This window comes from Vibrio sp. 10N.222.55.C6 (assembly GCF_041473395.1).
Lineage (GTDB): Bacteria > Pseudomonadota > Gammaproteobacteria > Enterobacterales > Vibrionaceae > Vibrio > Vibrio crassostreae_C.
In genome coordinates, this window is sequence record NZ_JBFRSD010000608.1 from 1 (window position 1) to 456 (window position 456).

Below are 456 nucleotides of genomic sequence, written 5' to 3' on the forward strand. Positions count from 1 at the left end.
TTTAATGACATACCCACATCCCAAATCCTTTACATCGTCTTCTTCTAACAACCCTACATCCAAATTCGTCTTTTGGAATTCACGTTTCTGAGGTGTGTCCTCACCCTTACAGATACCACCATTGGATACATCATCAACAGTGTGCTTAGAGGCTGTTCTAAGTGCATCAGCCTCTTCAACTGATAAAACCTCACAATACTTAGCTTTTGTCTTTGCAATAGCGACCGTAGCGCCACCTGTCGGGTTCTGAGCATAAGCGTATAATGTCGCTCCGCCTACCGCCAGCTCTCTCCTTGCGATGGCCTTGGAGTTCTTGCCATATTCCGAATTATTCCAAGTGCTTTCTGATTGGTTGCGTGAGCTTTCCATTGCTCCCATCCGACCGTATTGACTCTCGGCATACTGTTTAATCGAGGACTTTAACCGCATACAGCTCAATTTAAAGTTTGGGTTGCT

1 pseudogene is annotated in these 456 nt (G+C 45.2%); it reads right to left on the reverse strand.

Annotated features, from left to right (window positions below):
* Positions 1-429, reverse strand: a pseudogene (locus AB4486_RS25300) (hypothetical protein); the annotation flags it as partial.
* Positions 430-456 lie beyond the last annotated feature (27 nt).